The sequence below is a fragment of the Acidobacteriota bacterium genome, from assembly GCA_009838525.1.
In the GTDB taxonomy this organism is placed as follows: Bacteria; Acidobacteriota; Vicinamibacteria; order Vicinamibacterales; family UBA8438; genus VXRJ01.
Genome location: VXRJ01000018.1, coordinates 586399 through 604250, shown reverse-complemented (window position 1 = coordinate 604250; position 17852 = coordinate 586399). Strand labels below are relative to the sequence as shown.

The window sequence follows — 17852 nt, the reverse complement described above, 5'->3', positions numbered from 1 at the left end:
CCGGATCTACTTGTATTGACGTCCAACCCAACTGGAACCGGACGGCCGGCGCCTTGTTAGAGGGCGCAGGCCAACCGCCGGTCCGGGTCGATGCGCAAATCGGGGGCTGCGGTGGGGCTCGGAGGGTGGTTGCCTCCGTTGCGCTCACTCAATCGACGACGTCAATGAGTCTTCTCAATGCCCGCCCCAGAGCCTTGCGCGCCGCGTCACTGCTTGGAAGACCCTCTATGAAGGCAAGCTGGCGGTGGCTGTAGCCCATCTCCAGGCGACCCACAATCAGACGGCGTTCGCGGTCCGTGAGGCGCGCCAGTCCATGCCGGTAGGCTTGCCACCCTTCGTCGTCGAGAACCTGGTCGTGGCGCGATCCGCCACCCCCGGCAACCCAGACGACGTCATCCTGGATGTTCGTGACCGAGCGTCGTTGAGCACGCCGCAACTGGTCATGAATACGGTTTTCCACTGCGTGCTGCAGGTACGCACGCAAGGCGCTGCTCCGATTCGACCGAAACGACTCCAGACGGGCGAAGGTGCGGCAGAGTGCGTCGTGGACCACGTCACTGGTATCGATACCATCGCGCACCCACCCCGGCAGGCGGCCCCGCGCCCACCGGCGGAGCCAGGATCTGTACCGCTCAAACAGCGCGTCCAAGGCTGATCGATTGCCGCGCCGGGCCTGTGCCAGCAGGTGCCCTTCACTTGAATTGCCGGTGTCCGTTTGGTGGAAGGACTTCGACGAAGCAGAAGCCCTTTTCGGTACCATGCCAGGAGTGATCATGCCCCGTAACGTCGCTTCGGGCAAAGCCGGTTGATTGCGGCACAAGGCGCTACAGTTGGGCAGGATCTACTGACGGGAGGTCACTATGAACCGTTGGATTCTCCCTAGGCTCGCTGCGTTCCTGGTTGTCGTTGTCGCCGGCCACGCCCTCGCGCAGCCCGCAAACACCGGCCATGGCGAGGAGAGCTTCAACTCCCGGCTCGTCGGCATGAGCGACCTCCAGGGGCGCTCCGCCTATCAGCCGCTGCCGGTCCGGCAAGGTGAGCGTCGCATCGCGTACATCGGCCACCACGCCGGCGAGGCGCTGAATCCGCTGACCGGTGCCGTTGAAGCCAATGGCACGTCGGTGGTCGACGTCACCGACCCCGCCGCTCCCGTCTACCTCGCCCACATTCCCGCGACCGGTGGTACCAGCGGCGCGCAGATGGTCCAGGTGTGCGAGGGCGACCGGCTCCCCGGCGCGGACACCGGCCGCTTCTATCTGCTGCGGTCGAACGGGAACATCAGCCACGAAGTCTGGGACGTCACCGATCCGGCCAGCCCGGCGTTCGTGAGCACGGCGGCCGATATGGGCCGCACTCCGTCCGGCGAACAACACACCCACAAGAACTGGTGGGAGTGCGACACCGGCGTCGCCTATCTGGTCGGGACCGTCGACGGCTGGCGCGCGCCGCGCATACTGCAGGTCTTCGATCTGGCTGACCCGGCCGCTCCGCGGCGGATCCGCGACTTCAGCCTGCCCGGTGTCCAGCCCGACGCGAGCGGACCCATACCGGGGGGATCGGGCCTGCACGAGGCGGTCATCCTGGGCAATCGCGTCTACATGGCGTACGGCACGTCCGCCGACGGCGCCGTCCAGATCCTCGACCGCGAGCGGCTGCTGAACGGGGACCCCGCTGCCGCCGCGCCGCTCGGGACGAGCCCCGGCGCCCTCGCCTACCCGCAGATCGGCCGCGTCGATCTGCCGTCCTATTGGGGCGCCCACACCGCGATGCCGCTGCTCGACGTGGAGATTGCCGACTACGCCGGCAACCGAGACAACGCCACACGCGACTTCCTGTTCGTCGTCTCCGAATCAACCGCCAACCGGTGCCAGGAGACACGCCACGTCACCCTCATGCTCGACATCACGGACGAGGCGCACCCCTTGCCGATCGGGACCTTTCAGGTGGACGAATCGAGCGGCGATTTCTGTGAGCGCGGCGGCCGGTTCGGACCGCATGCGCCGCAGTGGTCCATGGAGCCCCCGTTCTACGGGAAGCTGATGGTTGTCTCGTGGTTCAACGCGGGAGCCAGAGTCATCGACATCCGCGACCCGTTCAACATGGCCGAGGTGGCGTACTACATACCTGCCACCACCGAACGGACGGCCGAGCGCTGCGCCACCATCGATGGCGTCGAGACGTGCCAGATCGCCATCCAGACGAACAACGTCGAGGTCGATGACCGCGGGTTGATCTACCTGGCGGACCGGGCGGATACCGGACTGCACATCGTGGAGCTGACCGATTCGGCCGCAACGATTCTCGAGCCGTGATGTAGCGCAGGCCACCTGCCGTTCTTGGCCCGGATCTTGCTCCAGCCCCGGAGCGTGATCCGCCCCGCGGCGCCGCTGGCGTTCGCACTTCTGACCGGTGGGGGAATTGCGGCGATCCCTGGTGCGCTGCCGGAAGTGTGGTTTCACCCGTTGGTCGGCTTGGCCGCGGGAGCCCTGTTGGCGGCCGGCGGCTTCCTTCAGGTAGATCGAGCCCCGCGGGTGACGCTCCTGCTCGTTATGGCGGGGACGCTCATGGCGGGAGCTGCGGCAGGCATTGGCGCTCGAGGCGAAATGCGCCCGTCGCTGCTCGACTGGTTCGAGGGAAGGGGCGGGCCAGACCCGAGTCAGACACCGGAAGGAACCTCCGTCGTCGAGGGCCGGCTGGTCGGGGATGCAGCGCCGACGACGTACGGCGGCAGTCTCACGGTGGCCGTGAGCCAGATTCGCCACGACGGCCGATGGCGCCCTTTGGAGGGTGTCGTCCGCCTGAGTGTGGGCGGCGAACTGGTGTCCGATCACATCGCTTTGTGGCGGAACGGCCGCATGATCCGCGCGCCGGCGACGCTGCGACAACCCGCGCGATACGCCAATCCGGGTACACCCGATGGGCTCGATCGCCTCTACGCACGCGGAATCCACCTGATCGGATCGGTCAAGAGCGCGCTGCTGGTCAACGTGCTGGCGCCTGCCGTTCCACTGGAAGAGTGGGGCGCACGGATGCGGGCCGCGGTACGTCATTCCATCAACGCAACGGTCGGCACGTACGACCTGCAGTCGGCCGCCATCGTCACGGCTGTGCTGATTGGCGACCGTGCCGGCCTCGATCCGGAGATGACGGATCGGTTGCAGCGGGCCGGCACGTATCACGTGATCGCTATCTCCGGCGGCAACATCGCCATCCTGACCGCGTTGCTCTTGCTCCTGTTGCGGCTGGCGGGTCTTGCGGGGCGCCTTCCGGCCGTGATCGTCATCGTGTCCCTGCTGGCCTACGGGCAGGTTGTCGCTTCCGAGCCCTCGGTGACGCGCGCCCTGTTCGTCGCCATCGTGGTCCTGGCCGCGCAGGCTGTCGACCAGCGTGCGGACCCCATCAACACGCTGACCCTGGCCGCTGGTGGACTGACCCTGGTCGATCCGCGCGCCCCGTTCAATCCTGGATTCCAGTTGACTTTCGGCGCCACGGCCGGCCTGCTCATCGGCGTGCCGCGCATGATGGCGTGGCTGGGCGCGCAGTGGCCCTCGGCCGACCAGTCGAACGCGGGTGACGTTCCGCCTGCGTCAGGCTCGAACCGCTCGCGCCTCTCCACCGGCAGTCGCTATCTGGCGGCGGCTGTTGTCGGTTTGCTGGTTGCGACCATTTGCGCGGAGCTGGCCCTCTTCCCGGTTGCGGTACTCCACTTCTCGCGGGTCACCCTCGCCGGCCTACTGCTCAACTTCGCGGCAATTCCGTTGATGACCGCAACGCAGATGGCCGGGATGGCGGCGGTCGGCCTGCACGCCTCGGGCCTCGTGGGCGCTGCCGCACTCGCGGGCTGGACGGCCCACCTGGCGTCGGCAGGTATCGTGGAATCGGCGCGGTTCGCCGATTGGGCGCCCGCGCTCTCCTGGCGGTTGCCACCGCCGTGGCTGCCCATTGTCGGCGGCTACTACATCGGTTGGATTGTCTGGCTCTCGGGAGATGCCCGCTGGTGGCAACGCTGGTTGGGTCGGGGAATGGTCACCGCCAGCGCCGTGGTGATGCTCGCGGCTCCCTTTCCGGGGTGGCCGGGCGCCCCGGCGGGCGATGCGTGCGGGCTACTGGGGGACGGGGTCGGCCAGCCCGCCGATCGACGGTTTCTGCGGGTTCACATGCTCGACGTCGATCAGGCGGACGCCACGCTGGTCCGGTTCCCAAACGGGCAGACGCTTCTGGTGGATGCGGCGGGAGACGTGCTCCAGGGGCCGTTCGACATCGGCGCCCGCATCGTCGTGCCGGCAATCTGGGCTCTGGGAGTCCGGTCGCTCGACTATCTCGCCATCACCCATGGTGACCCGGACCATGCGGGAGGCGGGGTTGCTGTCGTCCGCGACCTGCGTCCGGGCGAGGTCTGGGAAGGGGTCCCCGTGCCATCGTCCGAGATTCTGGCCGGATTGCGGGCCGCCGCAGAGGAAGAGGGCGCGTTGTGGCGGACGGTACGAGCCGGCGACCGTATCACCATGGGCGACATCGGCCTCCACGTTCTGCATCCGCCGGCCCCGGACTGGGAGCGGCGCCGTGTCCGGAACGACGATTCGATCGTCATCGAACTGCGTCACGGCGAGGTCTCGATTGTCCTGCCGGGTGACATCGGCGAGGAGGTGGAGCCGACAGTGGCGGCGGCTCTCGTTCCTGCGGCGCTCCGGATTCTGAAAGCGCCGCATCATGGCAGCCGTTCGTCGAGCTCGGCGGCGTTCATCCAGGCACTCGATCCGTCGCTGGCCGTCGTAAGCGCCGGCCGGCGTAACCTCTTCGGACATCCACACCCGGACGTGCTCGCGCGCTACGAGAGGGCCGGCGTGGAAGTACTGCAGACGGGTTACGACGGCGCGGTGGCTCTCTGCACCGACGGGGACCGCGTCGGCGTTTCGACCGTCCGCGGCCGTCGGTTCACGCTGTCCGCGCCTTGACCGGAGAGTACCGAAGACAGCCGGACCGGGTAACCGCTCAGAGGCCGGTCTTGATCCGGCGCCACTCCGCCTCCATCTCATCGAGTGAGGCGTCCGACAGCTCTATGCCCCGATCGCGGAAGCGCGCCTCGACCCTCGTGAAACGCTCCGTGAACTTCCGGTTCGCGCTGCGCAGAGCCGTTTCGGGATCGACGCCGAGGTGGCGGGCGAGATTGGCGATGGCGAAGAGCATGTCGCCCAGCTCTTCTTCGATCGCGGCGTGCGAACCTTGGGTACGGGCGTTCGCCAGTTCGGCCAGCTCCTCGATGACCTTCTCCTCGACACCGGACGGATCGGGCCAGTCGAAACCGGCGCTCGCGGCACGCTTGCCCAGCCGGTAGGCGCGCAGCAACGCGGGCAGGCTCTCCGGCACCGTGCCCAGCAGGCCCGGTTCTTCTCCCGCCTCCGCCCGTTCCTCCAACTTGATGGCGTCCCACTGCCGCTTGACGTCATCGGAGGTCAGCGATGTTCCCGCCGCGACACCACCGTGGCCGGCGGTGGTCCCATCCGCAGCAGGCGGGAAGACATGGGGATGGCGGCGGATTAGCTTGTCGCAGATCGCCTGCAACGAGTCGCTGATATGGAAATCGCCCTGCTCGTGCGCCACCTGCGCCAGGAAGACTGCTTCGAGGAGGAAGTCACCCAACTCGTCGCGGAGGGCTGCCGGGTCGCCGCGATCTATCGCGTCGACCACTTCGTAGGTCTCCTCGATCACATAGGGGCGAAGCGATTCCAGCGTTTGCTCGCGATCCCAGGCGCAGCCCTCCTCCGAACGGAGCGTGCGCATCAGCGACACGAGATGCGCGAAGCCGTCGGCGGCGGCGCGCAGTTCGTTGTCGCGCTCGTCATCGGGGGGAATGGTTGACACCGTGGCGTATGCTAGCAGGTCGCCCGCGGGGCATCCGCGGCCTACGATGCAGATCACCTTCCTCGGGACCGGCACCTCGGCCGGCGTGCCGGTCATCGGCTGCGACTGTGAGGTTTGTCGCTCCGACGATCCGCACGACCGCCGGCAACGGCCATCCCTCTGGCTGCGCTTCGACGACGGCCGCTCGGTCCTGCTGGATGCCTCGCCCGATCTGCGCGCGCAGGCGCTGCGCTTCCGCATCCCACGCGTCGACGCCATCGTGCTGACGCACGCGCATGCCGATCACATCCTGGGCCTTGATGACGTGCGGATCTACAACTTCCGCCAGAGGGCGGCGATTCCGGTGTACGGGGCGGAGCGCGCGTTGACGCAGGTGCGGCGCATGTTCGCCTATGTCTTCGATGCTGCGGCGCAGAAGGGAGGCGGACTGCCGCAGCTCGATCTCCGGCCGCTCGATGGAGCGTTCACGCTCGGCGGCGCCACCATCCTCCCCGTCCCGGTCCTGCATGGCCGCCTGCCGGTCCTCGGATTCCGGATCGGGAACTTCGCGTACCTGACCGACTGCAACCACATCCCCGAGGCATCCTGGCCACTGCTCGAGAACCTTGACACGCTGGTGCTGGATGCCCTCCGCCACAAGCCGCACCCGACGCATTTCACGCTGGCGGAGGCGGTCGAGACCGCGCGCCGAATCGGCGCCCGGCGGACCTGGTTCACCCACATGACGCACGACCTCCCGCACGCGCAGACCTGCGCGGAGCTGCCTGACAGCATGTCGCTCGCCTGGGATGGGCTGGAACTGGACGTCGCCACGGATGTGGCGCCGGATGCCGCACTTCTGGCCGCAGCCGCGTCCGTGACCGGGGACTACTGATCCCAAACGGGTCGGATCATCTCCGTAACCGGATCAGCCGCCCGCTGTGTCGGCAGCCGACGTGACGCCAGCGTGGTAGTCCTGCAGCGGCCGGACGGTTCGCTGCTCGGAGCGAAGCGCCCGGATCCCGGCGACGGTCGCGGCGGCGCCGGTCATCGTCGTGAGGCAAGGCACGCCGGTGAACATGGCAATCCGGCGCATCGTGATGTCGTCGAAGAACGACTCGCGGCCGAGCGGCGTGTTGATGATCAACTGCACCTCACGGTCGAGCAGTCGGTCGCCGACGTGCGGCCGCCCCTCGTTGATCTTGTAGACCACGTCCACGTCGAGGCCGTGGGCCCGGAGGTACGCCGCGGTGCCGGACGAGGCGAGCAGGTCGAAACCGAGATCGGCCAGATCGCGCGCCACTGGCAGCAACAGCGGCTTGTCCGCGTCGTTGACGCTCAGAAAAGCGCGGCCGCCATCGGGCAGGCCCTGCCCCGTCGAGAGCTGGGCCTTCGCGAAGGCGGTTCCGAACGAATCGCTTCCGCCCATCACCTCGCCGGTCGACTTCATCTCGGGGCCCAGGATCGTGTCCACGCCGGGGAAGCGGACGAACGGAAAGACCGGACCCTTGACGAACACGCCGGCCACGTCCAGGTCGGATTCGAGTCCCAGCTCGGCGAGGGTCTTCCCCACCATCAGCCGCGCCGCCACCTTGGCGAGCGGCACGCCGGTCGCCTTCGACAGGTACGGGACGGTGCGTGACGCGCGCGGGTTCACCTCGATCAGGTAGACGGTGCCATCCTGGATCGCGAACTGAATGTTGAGGAGGCCGACCACCTTCAGCGCCCGCGCAATCCGGCGGGTGTAGTCGCGGATCGTGTCCTGGTGCCGCTCCTCCACCAGGTAGGGCGGCACGACGCAGAAGCTGTCGCCCGAGTGGATCCCCGCTTCCTCGATGTGCTCCATGATGCCGCCGATGACGACGGCGCCGGTCGCGTCCACCACCGCGTCGACGTCCAGCTCGAAGGCGTTCTCGAGGAACTTGTCGATCAGGATCGGATGCTCCGGCGAAGCCGCGACCGCCTCGGTGACGTAGCGGTCCAGCGCGCCCGGGTCGTAAACGATAGCCATCGCCCGGCCGCCCAGCACGTAGGACGGGCGGACCAGAACCGGAAAGCCGATCTCGCTCGCAATCTGCCGCGCCTCTTCGCGCGACACAGCCAGGCCGTGCGGCGCCTGCGGGATTCCGAGGTCCCAAAGCAGTTGTGCAAACCGCTTCCGGTCCTCCGCGAGGTCGATCGAGTCGGGTGATGTCCCGATAATGTTGACGCCCGACGCCTGCAGGCCGAGGGCAAGCTTGAGCGGCGTCTGGCCTCCGAATTGCACGATGGCGGAAACCTGCCCGCCGCCCTGCCGTTCGCGGCGGATGACGGCGCTGACGTCCTCGAGCGTAAGCGGCTCGAAGTAGAGCCGGTCGACCGAGTCGTAGTCGGTCGAGACCGTCTCCGGGTTGCAGTTGACCATCACCGTCTCGTAGCCCTCCTCGCGCAGGGCGAAGGCGGCGTGGCAGCAGCAGTAGTCGAACTCGATCCCCTGACCGATCCGGTTGGGGCCGCTTCCGAGGATGACCACCTTGGGGCGGTCCGTCGGGTCCGCCTCGCACTCCGGTTCGTACGTGCTGTAGAGGTACGGCGTGAACGATTCGAACTCGGCGGCGCACGTATCGATGCGCTTGTAGACGGGATACAGATCGGCTTCGTCGCGCCGCGCGGAGATCGCCTGGGACTCGATGCCCAGGATGACGCCTAGCTGCTCGTCGCCGAAGCCGGCCCGCTTGAGCACGCGCAGCAGCTCGTCCGACATCTCGCGCGCGCCGACCACTGCCGCGGCGCGGCGCAATTCGACGATCTCCGTGAACTGCGCGAGGAACCACGGATCGATGCCGGTTGCCTCGTGCAACCGCTCGACGGACCAGCCCGCTTCGATGGCCTCGAACACGGCCCACATCCGGCGGTCGGTGGGTGAAATCAGCCGCCGGCGCAGGTCGTCCGGGCCACCGTCCCGATCGCCGGACTTGCGCTGGAACAGCAGTCCGCTCGAACCGATCTCCAGGGAACGCATTCCCTTGAGGAAAGCTTCCTTGAACGTTCGGCCAATCGCCATTGCTTCGCCGACCGACTTCATCTGCGTGGTCAGGGTCGGATCCGCCTTCGGGAACTTCTCGAACGTCCAGCGCGGCACCTTGACGACGACGTAGTCGATCGTCGGTTCGAACGATGCCGGCGTCAGCCGCGTGATGTCGTTGGGGATCTCGTCCAGCCGATAGCCGAGGGCCAGCTTCGCCGCGATCTTCGCAATCGGGAAGCCGGTCGCCTTCGACGCGAGGGCCGAGGAACGGGAGACCCGCGGGTTCATCTCGATGGCGACCATCCGGCCATCCGTCGGGTTTATGGCGAACTGAATGTTCGACCCGCCGGTTTCCACGCCGACGCGGTTGATGATGCGCCGCGCCGCGTCGCGCATCCGCTGAAACTCCTTGTCGGTCAGCGTCAGGGCAGGCGCGACGGTAATGCTGTCGCCGGTGTGCACGCCCATCGGGTCGATGTTCTCGATCGAGCAGACGACGACGAAGTTGTTCGCTCCGTCGCGCATCACCTCCAGCTCGAACTCCTTCCACCCGATGACGGACTCCTCGATCAGCATCTCGCCGACCGGACTCAGCGTGATGCCGCGGCGGGCGAGCTCGCGGTACTCCTCCATGTTGTAGGCGATGCCGCCGCCCACGCCGCCTAGCGTGAACGACGGGCGGAGCACCACCGGGAAGCCAAAACGTTCGACCAGCTCCAGCGCCTCGTCGAACGATCGGGCGTAAGCGCTCTCGGGCACGGCAATCCCAATCGACTCCATCGCCCGCCGGAACTCGAGACGGTCTTCGGCGACGCGGATCGCGTCGAGCGAGGCGCCGATCAGGGTGACGTCGAACTCTTCCAGTACGCCGCGTTCGCCCAGTTCGATCGCCAGGTTCAGGGCGGTCTGCCCGCCGACGGTCGGCAATAGCGCGTCGGGCCGCTCCCGCTCGATCACGGAGCGGGCATACTCCCAGGTCAGCGGTTCGACGTAGGTCCGCGTGGCGACATCCGGATCGGTCATGATCGTCGCCGGATTCGAGTTCATCAGCACGACCTCGAGGCCCTCGGACTGCAGCGCCTTGCAGGCCTGGGTGCCCGAATAGTCGAACTCGCACGCCTGCCCGATCACGATCGGACCCGACCCTATGACGAGGACGCGTTGGAGGTCCGTGCGGCGGGGCATTACGTCAGGGCAGGCGTCGGGAATCGGCCGTTCACCGGCGACCCGCCTGCCGTTCCATCGCCTGGATGAAGCCGGCAAAGAGGTAGTCGGCGTCGTGCGGTCCGGGGGACGCCTCGGGATGATACTGCACGCACGAAACCGAGGCGTTCCGGTGTCGCAGCCCCTCGATCGTTCCGTCGTACAGGTTCCTGTGCGTTACTTCCACGTCGTCCGGAATCGACTCCGGGTCGATCGCGAAGCCGTGGTTCTGCGACGTGATCTCCACCCTCCCGGTATCGAGCTGCTTTACCGGGTGATTCGCGCCGCGATGGCCGAACTTCAACTTGTAGGTCGACGCGCCCATCGCCAGGCCGAGAATCTGGTGGCCGAGGCAAATGCCGAAAACCGGAAGTCCCGACGCAACGGCGCCGCGCGCATTCCGGATCGCGTAGTCGACCGGGGCAGGATCGCCCGGGCCGTTACTGAAGAAGATACCGTCCGGCTTCTCCGCTAGCAGTTCCGCCACCGGCGCGTCGGCCGGGTACACGCGCACGTCGCAGCCATAGGTGGAGAGTCGGCGCAGGATGTTCCGTTTCATCCCGAGGTCGTACGCCACTACGCGCAGTCGTCGTCCGGTGTTCCGTTCGACGTCGAGGACGAAGCCGGGCGCTCCCGCCTCTTCGTCCGGACGCCAGTCATAGGGGGCGCCGCAGGTGACCCCGCGCACCAGGTCCGCTCCCTCCATCGAGGGGGCATTCTTCGCCTGCGCCACCAGAGCGGCTGGATCTACGGCGGAACCCGTGCCGATGACGCCTCGCATGACCCCCGCGCTTCGCAGGCGACGCGTCAGCGCTCGCGTATCGATGCCGGAAACGGCGACAATGCCGTGCGTCACCAGGTAATCCCGAAGCGATCCGCTGGCGCGCCAGTTGCTGGGAATCGGTGATTCCTCCCGCATCACGAAGCCGGCCACCTGCGGGCCCGCCGATTCGACATCGGCCGGCGCGACGCCGTAGTTGCCGATCTGCGGGCAGGTCATCGTCACGATCTGCCCGGCGTAGGAGGGGTCCGTCAGGATCTCCTGATAGCCCGTCATGCTCGTATTGAAGACCACCTCGCCGACCGCGGCCGCCCCGGAGCCGGCCTGCGGATTGGACGCGGTGCGGACCGCGGCGGAATCCCTGCCGTCGTCGCGGTCGCCCGCACCGCTGGCGCCAGCGGCGTTTCCCTCGTACCAGGTGCCGTCTTCGAGCGCGAGGATCGCCTTCATTTTGCCGTCTTGATCATCGGGTTCCGTCGGGTTGCAGTGAAGCGCCCACGCGGTTCTGTTCCTCGGCCGCTACTGCCACATCAGTCGCCCACGGGAGGTAGCCCGGCAACTCGAACCGCACCTCGTGGGGGCCCGCCGCGACGTCCGGCAAGAGCAGTGGCGTGACGCCGACCCGTTCGCCGTCAAGCAGCACGATGGCGCCCGGCGGACGCGTCTGAACGTAGATCGATCCAGCGCCTGTCGGTGCGGTGGGCGCTGGACGCGCGGGAGTGGGATCGACCGGCTCGCCTGGCGTGGACGCTTCCGTCGGCGGTAGCGCTGGCGCGGGAGCCTCATCCCCCGGCACGGCCACCGGTGTCGATTCCGGCGCGGTCACCCGCCGCTGTACGGGCGCTTCGAAACCGGCTGTCGCCCGCGGCGCACCGTCCATCACCGCAGGCGGACTAACGGATTCCGCCGGGGATGGTGGCGGGGCCGCCGCTTCCCCGCCGGTGTCCGCAACGGTCGTCGCAGCGGAGGACGAGCCGTTCGGCGCTTCCGCAGGCCCTCCCACCTCCATGCCCAGGACGTACGCCAAGCCGACGCCGATCACCAGCGCGATCCCCACCGGTCCCACCGACCGTAGAAGCAGTCCCCGCCCCGTTGGTGCGTGCTCCCCTTGCCGGGAGGCCAGGTTCACCGGTACTGCTTCCGGCCCCGCAAGCGTGTCGCCGTCCCCTTCGTCGCCCTCTTCGGTGAATTGCTCGTCATCAGGGCGCAGGTCGGGGTCATCGCGTGCGCCGTCCGGCGGGTACGGTGCTCCCGCCGCATTCGGCCAGTCGATGGGCTTCGCGGTTCGTGCGGGATCGGGAGTGGCCGGTTCGGCCACCAGTTCAAATGCAGTCTCCTCGGGCAATACGAATCTGGCCTCCGCGGACGACGTGGGTTCGACCTTCTCGGAAGACACGGATTCGGCCTCGCCCGACGACTGTGGTTCGGCCTCACCGTCCACCTCTGGCGGCGCCGTCTCGACCAGTGGCGCGGGTGCCGGAGGCGCGCCAACGCTGTCCGGCTCGACCAGGGGCTGGCCGAGCGCGGTGGCGAACGCCAGGGCGAAACGCCTGGCGGAAGCAGGACGGAGCGACGGATCCTCGGCCAGTCCATTCCGAAAAGCCTGCTGCAACCCTGCCCGGTCCGCCACGTCGATGCCGGCTAGATCACGCAGTCGCGCCACCACGTCTTCACCCGAGCCGGCTGCGCGCATCCCGGTCAAGAGTTCGTAGCCGATCGCAGCTAACGCGTAGCGGTCCGCCTCCGGTCCCCAGTGTCGGCCCGCCACCAGCTCCGGGGCGGCGTAGGGGCGCCGGATGGGTACGCGCAACCCCACATGTTCCAGCACGTTGGCGATCCCGAAACCACTCACCCGGACGCGGTCGCCGTCTACGATCACGTCGCGCAGATGAAGCGTGCCATGCATCACGCCGCTGGCATGGGCGGCATCGACCGCGGCAGCGATTCGGCCGACGATTTCCGGCGCCCCGGCAGGACGCCCTGCTTCGTTGCGCAGGACTACGTCGAGCGAGCTGCCGGTGACGCATTCGGAAACGAGAAACGGCACGCCGGCCTCAAGACCGGCGTCGAGCAACGGGACGATGGAGGAATCGGAAAGCCCGACGCCGATCACGGCGTGCAGGGCATCGCCGAAACGTTCCGCCTGCTCGGGCGTCAGGTCAAGCCGGAAGGACTTGACCGCAACAACGTTTCCCGCGGCGTCAGCGGCACGGAACAGGGGGCCGAGAACGCCAACACCGATCTGGTGCATTACCCGGTAGGGGCCGAATGCATCAGGTGTGGAAAAAGAAATCTCGCTCTCGGTCGGCAGTCCCGTACTCTCCCGGCTTAACCGGGGATGGTACCACGCGGCCGCGCCCGGCTCCAAGCGCACGGACGACGGCGCGCAGGGGCTAGACGCGGCGGGCCAGGATCGCCTCGATGTCGTCCATCACACGGTTCATCCTGGCAATCAGGGCGTCGTAGGGAGCGTCCGTGGCGAGATCGATGCCGGCATTCCGAAGCAGGTCGTAGGCGTAGTCGGAGCCGCCGGCCGAGAGCACCGCCAGGTAGTCCCGGCGAGCCGCTTCCTGGGAAGTCCCGTCGCCCGTCAGCAACCGGTCGGCGAACATCGTCCCGCCCGCGATGGACGTGGCGTACTGAAAGACGTAGAAGTTCCGGTAGAAGTGCGGGATGAACGCCCACTCGATCGCGTAGTCGGTGTCATAGGAGAGCACTCCCTCGTCAGAGCCGTGGTACTGGCGGACGAGCCGCTCGTACAGTTCCGACAGCCTGGCCCCTGAAAGCGCCTCGTCCCGCTCCACCAGTTCGTGAATCGCCAGCTCGAACTCGGCGAACATCACCTGTCGGAAGAAGGTGCCGCGAATCCCTTCCAGCGCGCTGCCCAGGTAGAAGAGTCGTTCCTCGTCGGACAGATCCCGCGTAAGGAGGTGTTCCTGGAGCAGGACTTCGTTGGTCGTAGACGCCACTTCTGCCGTGAACGTCGCGTAGCCCGCCGTTTCGTAGGGATTGGCGCGCGTGGCGAGCATGGTGTGGACCGCGTGTCCCCACTCGTGAACGAATGTCGTGACGTCATCGTAGGCACCGTTGAAGTTCAGCAGCAGGTACGGATGGACGTCGTAGACCGAGCCGTACATATAGGCCCCGGGCGCCTTCCCCGGTTGCGGATAAACATGCGTCCAGCAGCTTGCGAGGCCCTCACCGAGAAGCGTGAGGTAATCGGCCCCCAGCGGCGCGGCGGAGGCAAGGGCGAGGCCACGAGCCTCGTCCAATGTGTAGACCCGGTCGGAGAACACCAGCGGCGGATAGATATCCGAGTACCGCAATTCGTCGACACCCAGCAGCCGCCGGCGGATCCGGAAGTACCGATGCAGTGATGGCAGGTGGCGGTGGGCCGCTTCGATCAGCGTGCGGTAGACCGCGGGCGGGATGTTCGCCCCGAACAGCGCCTGATCGAGCGCGCTGTCGAAGTTGCGCACCTTCGCTTCGAAGACGTGTGACTTGACGTGCGTTTCGAGCGTCTGCCCGAGAGTCGCCTCGTAGTTGCGCCAGGCTCCCCAGAAAGCGTCGAATACGAGTTTCCGATCTTCACGGACGGGCGACGCGCGGTGTCGCCCGTATGCCGCCTGATCGAGCCGTACCTCCTCTCCGGTCGACAGCGTCACGCTCGGGAACGGCAGGTCCGAACTGGAGAGCATGGCGTAGATGCGTTCCGGGCCCTGACGCATCGAACCGGTCGCCGCGAGCACTTCCTCCGACTCGTCGGACAGCGTGTGGCCCGCCTGCCGAAGCGTGTCGCGCAACCCGAACGCGTGCCTATCGAGGCGTGGCTCCGCCGTGATGAAACGCTCAATCGTCGCGGCGCCAATCTGCAGCAATTCCGGTGCGATGAAGCTGGCCGCCTCCTCGAACCTGGCCATCAGCGCCGAGGCCTCGCCGCGGCGCTCCTGGGCTTCGGAGACGCGCCGGTCTTCGTCCGCCTTGAGGAACGCATACACGAAGAGCCGGACCAGGTCCTTTTCGGTACTGCGCACGCTGTCGAGCGCGTCGGCCAGTTGTCCCGCGCTCTCCCTCAGCGTCCCGCGGAACCGGGCAAGATCATCCGCCCGCCCCGCAATGTCCTTCCTGGCTGCGCGCCACGCCTCGACTGACGGATAGAGGTCGGCCAGGTCCCACACGATCTGCTCCGGCACGAGGGGCGCCGGCGCTGGTTGTTCCGTCACGACAGATGCCATCGTCAGTGCTCCCGGAATGACGGTGCCCAGCGTCAGATCGATCGCCGTTCCCGTCTGTCTGGTCGTCTCGCTTTTCTGCGATCACGCCGCCGCCAGGCGACGCAGGACGTAGGGCAGGATGCCTCCGTGGTGGTAGTAGCGGAGTTCTTCCGGGGTGTCGATGCGGGCGGTGGCCTCGAAGTCGATCGTCGTTCCGTCGTGTCGCGTGGCACGGACGCGGACACCGGCACGGGGAGCGAGGGCATCGCCCGCGATGCCGGTCAGGTCGTAGCGTTCCGTGCCGGCCAGGCCGAGGCTCCCGGTTGATTCACCCTGCGCAAAGACGAGCGGCAACACCCCCATGAAAACCAGATTGCTCCGGTGGATACGCTCGAAGCTCTCGGCTAGGACCGCGCGGACGCCGAGGAGCATCGTTCCCTTCGCCGCCCAGTCACGTGAGGAACCCGAGCCGTATTCCTTGCCGGCGAGGATGACGAGGGGCGTTCCCTCTTCCTGGTAGCGCATCGCGGCGTCATAGATCGCCATCTGCTCGCCGTCCGGCAGATGGCGGGTCCAGCCACCCTCGGTGCCCGGCGCCAGGCGGTTGCGGAGGCGGATGTTGCCGAATGTGCCGCGCATCATCACCTCGTGATTGCCGCGGCGGCTACCGAATGAATTGAAGTCCTTCGGAGCGACTCCGAGCGACGTGAGATACCGCCCCGCCGGACCGTCGGCGGGAATCGATCCCGCGGGCGAGATGTGATCGGTGGTCACGCTGTCCCCCAGGAGGGCCAGCACGCGAGCGCCGGTGACATCTCCCGGCGGCGCCGGGTCCGCTACCAGCGACTCGAAGAAGGGTGGACGCCGGACGTAGGTCGAATCCGAGGACCAGTCGAAGCGGTCGCCTTCCGGCGCGGGGAGGCCGCGCCAACGCGCGTCGCCGTCGAAGACCGCCGCGTACTTGCTGATGAACTGATCGGTCCGGACGGCGGAGGCGAGCGCCGACTGGACCTCGGCCGCCGATGGCCAGAGGTCGTGCAGATGGACCGCATTGCCATCGCGGTCGGTCCCGAGCGGCTCGGTGGCAAGATCGGCGGTCATCCGCCCGGCGAGGGCATACGCGACGACCAGCGGTGGTGACGCGAGGTAGTTCGCCTTCACGAGCGGCTGCACGCGCCCCTCGAAATTCCGATTGCCGCTCAGGACGGACGCAACGACAAGGTTGCGGTCGGTTACCGCGGAAGCCACTTCGTCCGGCAGCGGACCGCTGTTGCCAATGCACGTGGTGCAGCCGTAGCCGACGAGTCCAAAGCCCAACTGCGCCAGCGGTTCCAGCAATCCAGCGGCGCGCAGGTACTCCGTCACCACCATCGAACCGGGCGCGAGGCTCGTCTTCACCCAGGGCTTCGGCCGAAGGCCGCGGGCGACGGCGTTGCGCGCGAGAAGGCCGGCGGCCAACATGACGCTCGGGTTCGACGTATTGGTGCAACTTGTAATCGCGGCGATTACCACGGCTCCATCGTCGAGCGCGCCCGCGCCGTTGCCAGGTGTCGCAGACTCACGTCCGTTCGTTGCCGCGCCCCCGTCGGGGCCCGCGCCGAGATCCTCGAGCACGGCGGCAAACGCCGACGCGGCGCGCCGTAGCGGCACGCGATCCTGGGGGCGCTTGGGTCCCGCCAAGCTCGGCTCGACGGCGCCCAGATCGAAGTCGATTACGTCGCTGTAGACCGGGTCGTCATCCGGGGTGGCGAACAGACCCTGCGCCTTCGCATAGGCCTCCACCAGCTCGACCCGCGCCGGATCGCGGCCGGTCAGGGAAAGGTAGTCGAGGGTCATCCCGTCGATTGGACATATCGCCACCGTGGATCCGTACTCCGGTGACATGTTGCCGAGCGTCGCGCGATCGGCAACCGTGAGCGAGGCAAGTCCCGGCCCGAAGAACTCGACGAACCGGCCGACCACGCCGTACTGCCGGAGGCGCTCGGTGATGGTCAGCACGAGGTCGGTCGCGGTAGCCCCTTCGGGCAGCGTGCCGGCAAGCCGGAAGCCGATCACTTCCGGGATCAGCATCGAGATCGCCTGCCCCAGCATCGCTGCCTCGGCTTCGATTCCGCCGACGCCCCACCCGACGACGCCCAGGCCGTTCACCATGGTCGTGTGCGAGTCCGTGCCGACGAGCGTGTCGGGATACGCCACGCTCCGCCCTCGGTCGATCGCGTCGCGGCAGACGACCCGGGCAAGGTACTCGACATTCACCTGATGGACGATCCCGGTATCGGGCGGCACCACCTTGAAGTTGTCGAACGCGTCCTGCCCCCACTTGAGGAAGGCGTAGCGTTCTCGGTTGCGCGAGAACTCGAGCTGGGCGTTCAGGTCGAACGCGTCGGCGGTCGCGAAGTGATCCACCTGCACCGAGTGATCGATCACCAGTTCGGCCGGCTGCAGGGGATTGACTCGGGCCGGGTCGCCGCCAAGGTGCGCGATGCCGTCCCGCATCGCGGCCAGATCCACCACGGCCGGTACCCCGGTGAAGTCCTGCAGAAGCACGCGCGCCGGCATGAAGGCGATTTCCTTGCCCGCTCCCGGAGTCCAGCGCGCCAGCGCCTCGATGTCGGCCGCGGTGACGCTCTCGCCATCCTCCCGCCGGAGCATGTTCTCGAGGAGTATCTTCAGCGCGTAGGGCAGGCGTCCCACCCCGGAGAATCCGGCCGCCTGAAGCGCGCGAAGGCTGTAGAAGTCCACTTCCGCCCCGGCGCCCAGCTTCAGCGTCCGATGAACACCGAACGTGTCACTACTCATAACCGCC

The 17852-nt window shown here is 67.5% G+C and carries 10 protein-coding genes; 3 read left to right on the top strand and 7 right to left on the bottom strand.

Annotated features, from left to right (window positions below; all coding sequences use genetic code 11):
- Nucleotides 1-148 precede the first annotated feature (148 nt).
- Nucleotides 149-775, bottom strand: a complete 627-nt coding sequence (locus F4Y45_08545) for an RNA polymerase sigma factor (protein ID MXY24557.1) — start codon at nt 773-775, stop codon at nt 149-151.
- 85 nt (nt 776-860) lie between these two features.
- On the opposite strand from F4Y45_08545, the gene F4Y45_08540 reads away from it, so the two are divergent.
- Nucleotides 861-2312: a hypothetical protein gene (locus F4Y45_08540; GenBank protein MXY24556.1), complete on the top strand. Its 1452-nt coding sequence runs from the start codon at nt 861-863 to the stop codon at nt 2310-2312.
- A 54-nt stretch (nt 2313-2366) separates the two neighbouring features.
- The gene (locus F4Y45_08535) at nt 2367-4955 is read left to right on the top strand and encodes a DUF4131 domain-containing protein (GenBank protein MXY24555.1); all 2589 of its coding nucleotides are present in this window, start codon (nt 2367-2369) and stop codon (nt 4953-4955) included.
- Between the two features lie 37 nt (nt 4956-4992).
- Here the strand turns inward: F4Y45_08535 and mazG are convergent, their stop codons facing one another.
- The gene (mazG, locus tag F4Y45_08530) at nt 4993-5958 is read right to left on the bottom strand and encodes a nucleoside triphosphate pyrophosphohydrolase (GenBank protein MXY24554.1); all 966 of its coding nucleotides are present in this window, start codon (nt 5956-5958) and stop codon (nt 4993-4995) included.
- Between mazG and F4Y45_08525 the strand changes: the two genes are divergently transcribed.
- Nucleotides 5909-6736: an MBL fold metallo-hydrolase gene (locus tag F4Y45_08525; GenBank protein MXY24553.1), complete on the top strand. Its 828-nt coding sequence runs from the start codon at nt 5909-5911 to the stop codon at nt 6734-6736. The genes mazG and F4Y45_08525 overlap by 50 nt on opposite strands.
- Before the next feature lie 33 nt (nt 6737-6769).
- On the opposite strand, the gene carB is transcribed toward F4Y45_08525, so the two are convergent.
- The 5 genes from carB to acnA all read right to left on the bottom strand — a co-directional run bounded on the left by carB (nt 6770) and on the right by acnA (nt 17845).
- The gene (gene carB / locus F4Y45_08520; GenBank protein ID MXY24552.1) at nt 6770-10033 is read right to left on the bottom strand and encodes a carbamoyl-phosphate synthase large subunit; all 3264 of its coding nucleotides are present in this window, start codon (nt 10031-10033) and stop codon (nt 6770-6772) included.
- Nucleotides 10034-10064: 31 nt separating this feature from the next.
- On the bottom strand, nt 10065-11282 hold the full coding sequence (carA, locus tag F4Y45_08515) for a glutamine-hydrolyzing carbamoyl-phosphate synthase small subunit (GenBank protein MXY24551.1): 1218 nt from the start codon (nt 11280-11282) through the stop codon (nt 10065-10067).
- A gap of 13 nt (nt 11283-11295) precedes the next feature.
- Complete coding sequence (locus tag F4Y45_08510) at nt 11296-13083, bottom strand: PEGA domain-containing protein (protein MXY24550.1); 1788 nt, start codon at nt 13081-13083, stop codon at nt 11296-11298.
- Between the two features lie 142 nt (nt 13084-13225).
- Entirely contained in the window at nt 13226-15067 is a 1842-nt protein-coding gene (locus tag F4Y45_08505) for an oligoendopeptidase F family protein (protein MXY24549.1), read from the bottom strand.
- Nucleotides 15068-15148: 81 nt separating this feature from the next.
- Nucleotides 15149-17845 carry an aconitate hydratase AcnA gene (gene acnA, locus F4Y45_08500; protein MXY24548.1) on the bottom strand — a complete coding sequence of 899 codons (2697 nt, stop codon included), beginning with the start codon at nt 17843-17845 and terminating at the stop codon, nt 15149-15151.
- Nucleotides 17846-17852: the final 7 nt, after the last annotated feature.